Source organism: Longimicrobiaceae bacterium, from assembly GCA_035936415.1.
Lineage (GTDB): Bacteria > Gemmatimonadota > Gemmatimonadetes > Longimicrobiales > Longimicrobiaceae > JAFAYN01.
The window spans coordinates 1-2,628 of record DASYWD010000005.1 but is presented as its reverse complement, the minus strand read 5'-3'; the positions used below and the strand labels follow the sequence as shown (position 1 = coordinate 2,628).

The window sequence follows — 2,628 nt, the reverse complement described above, 5'->3', positions numbered from 1 at the left end:
GCAGCGCCGTGGACGCCGGCCGCCGCGCCGCGCGCGACGCCCGGCACGACCTGGAGCGCCGCGTCTCCGACGCCAAGGCCGCGTACCAGGGCGGGCTGGACGCCCTCCAGGACCCGGGCGCGCCGATGGTGGAGGCGGAGGTGGTGGTCACCGAGGTGATCATCGAGGACGTGCCGGACGACGGGCTGCGGTAGAGATCCGCGACGGGATCGTTGACGCGGTCCCGACAAAGGTCTACGTTCTTTCCACATGGGAACGCGGATCCGGACGACACGGGCGGTGAGCCTCGCGGGCGCCGCCCGCGCGGCCGTGGTCCGCATCCTCCGCGGGGCGTGGGACTTCGTCTCGCGCGTCTACAACTCCGCGGCGGAAGACGACGTCTTCTTCCTGGCCGGGGCGATCGCCTTCAACATCCTGGTCGCGGCGATCCCCTTCCTGCTCCTCATCGTCGCAATCTTCGGCTTCGTCCTCCCGCGCTTCGCGGAGGACCCGGAGCAGGCGGCGGTGGACTACGTCGTCTCGATCCTCCCCCCCTCGCAGGCGGTGGTCAGCTTCACCCGGGAGCTGGTGAGCGGGATCATCGGGGGCCGGACTCGCTTCGGGCTCCTGGGCCTCGCCCTGTTCGTGTGGACCTCCACGCGGCTCTTCGGGACGCTGCGGACGGTGCTGCGCCACGTCTTCGACCTGCAGGACGACCGCGGGATCGTGCGGGGGAAGATCTTCGACGCGCAGATGGTGCTCCTGGCCGGGACGCTCTTCCTGGCGAACACCGGGATCACCATCGTGCTGGGGGCGGTGCGGGGCTTCGGGCAGGAGTGGCTGGCCGAGCGGGGGCTGCGCGAGCTCCCCATCGTGGAGGTGGTGTACGCGCAGCTCCTGGCGTTCGCCTTCATCTTCGTGATGTTCGTGCTGATCTACCGGTACCTCCCGGCCCGGCGGATCCCGTGGCGGGTGTCGCTGACCGCGGCGGCGTTCACCGCGGTGGCGTGGGAGCTGCTCAAGGGGGTCTTCACCTGGTACGTGACCTACGTCGCCAACTACGGCACCACCTACGGCCGGGTGGCGACGGTCATCGTCCTGGTCTTCTGGATCTATTATTCGGCGGTGGTGTTCATCCTGGGCGGCGAGGTCGGGCAGGTGTACGACCTGAACCGGACCCGCCGGAGACAAAAGGAGCTTCTGGAGTGAGTGCGAAAGTGCGTGAGTGCGTGAGTGCGAGAGTGCGGGGCCTGCCGACGGTCCTCGCGGCGCTGCTGGCGCTGGCGTTCGGGGCGGCGGAGGCGGCGGCGCAGGGGCTCCCCATGTCGCCGGTGGCCATCGCCCACGGCGTGGCGCGGGAGGGGACCGCCCGCTACCGCGACCCCCCGGTGAACGTGGAGGGCCGCTACGTGGTGATCTCCCTGGCCGAGCACAGGCTCTACCTCATGGAGGACGAGCGGGTGATCTGGTCCGCCATCGTGGGGACCGGGACCGGGACCCGCCTGGAGGGCGCCGGGCAGAAGTGGGACTTCTCCACCCCGCGCGGGATGTTCCGCGTGCAGCTTAAGGAAAAGGACCCCGTCTGGGTGGTGCCGGACTGGGCCTTCATCGAGCGCGGAGAGCCCATCCCCCCGCGCGACTCCCCCAAGCGGCGCGAGCCGGGGATGCTGGGGACCACGGCGCTCTACCTGGAGGAGGAGATCGCCATCCACGGGACCAACAAGCCCGAGCTGCTGGGGCAGGCCGTCTCGCACGGATGCATCCGCATGAGCAACGAGGACGCCCGCCGGCTCTATTACGAAGTCGAGGTCGGGACTCCGGTCATCATCTACTAGGGGGCAGGGACGGCCTGGAGCTGCAGGACGGCGGGGTGCCTGCCGGCTGCTCCCCGTGACCTCCTTTTTTTCTGAAGCTTTCGAATGAACAAGCCAGCGGGGGACAAGCCGGACACCCCGAGGATCGTGGTGCAGAACCGGAAGGCGCGTCACGAGTACCACGTGATCGAGACCTGGGAGGCCGGGCTCGTCCTGCAGGGGACCGAGGTCAAGTCGCTGCGGGAGGGGAAGGGGAACCTCCAGGACGCCTACGCCCGCGTGGACCGGGGCGAGGTGTGGCTGCACAACATGCACATCTCCCCCTACGAGCAGGGGAACCGGTTCAACCACGACCCCCTCCGCCCCCGCAAGCTCCTCCTGCACAGCCGGCAGATCCGCAAGCTGATCGGCCAGGTGGAGAAGTCCGGGCTCACCCTGGTTCCCCTCGACGTCCACTTCAGCCGCGGCATCGCCAAGGTCAACCTGGCCCTGGTGCGCGGCAAGCAGCTCCACGACAAACGTGAAGACCTCAAGAAGCGCGATGCGCAGCGTGAAATGCAGCGTGCCCTCAAGGAGTAGCCTCCGGCGGATGGTCCCCGCCCTCCTCTTCGCCGTCGCCACCCTCGCCTCCACCGCCGCACCGGCCCAGCGCGCTCCCGCCTGGACCGTGGAGAGCGGCGCGCGCGGCGTGGCCGTGGCGCCGGCCACCGGGCGGGGGTACGCGGCGCTCCCGCTCTCCGCGCTCGTTTCCGTGGGCGCGGAGGTCGCGCCGCGCGGCGACGAGGTGGAGGTGCGCCTCGCGGGACGGGAGCTCCGCTTCCGGGCCGGATCGCCG

5 protein-coding genes are annotated in these 2,628 nt (G+C 70.2%); all 5 read left to right on the top strand.

The features are described 5' to 3' along the window. Nucleotides 1-194 (top strand): hypothetical protein (locus tag VGR37_00140; protein HEV2145802.1); only part of this gene is annotated, 194 nt, incomplete at its 5' end. Between the two features lie 85 nt (nt 195-279). Further along, complete coding sequence (locus VGR37_00135; GenBank protein HEV2145801.1) at nt 280-1,188, top strand: YihY/virulence factor BrkB family protein; 909 nt, start codon at nt 280-282, stop codon at nt 1,186-1,188. A 32-nt stretch (nt 1,189-1,220) separates the two neighbouring features. Further along, nucleotides 1,221-1,814: a L,D-transpeptidase gene (locus VGR37_00130; GenBank protein HEV2145800.1), complete on the top strand. Its 594-nt coding sequence runs from the start codon at nt 1,221-1,223 to the stop codon at nt 1,812-1,814. A gap of 84 nt (nt 1,815-1,898) precedes the next feature. Continuing rightward, a complete protein-coding gene (gene smpB / locus VGR37_00125) occupies nt 1,899-2,372 on the top strand; it encodes an SsrA-binding protein SmpB (GenBank protein HEV2145799.1) in 474 nt (157 codons plus the stop codon). A 10-nt stretch (nt 2,373-2,382) separates the two neighbouring features. Further along, a partial coding sequence (locus tag VGR37_00120; protein HEV2145798.1) for a hypothetical protein occupies nt 2,383-2,628 on the top strand: 246 nt, incomplete at its 3' end.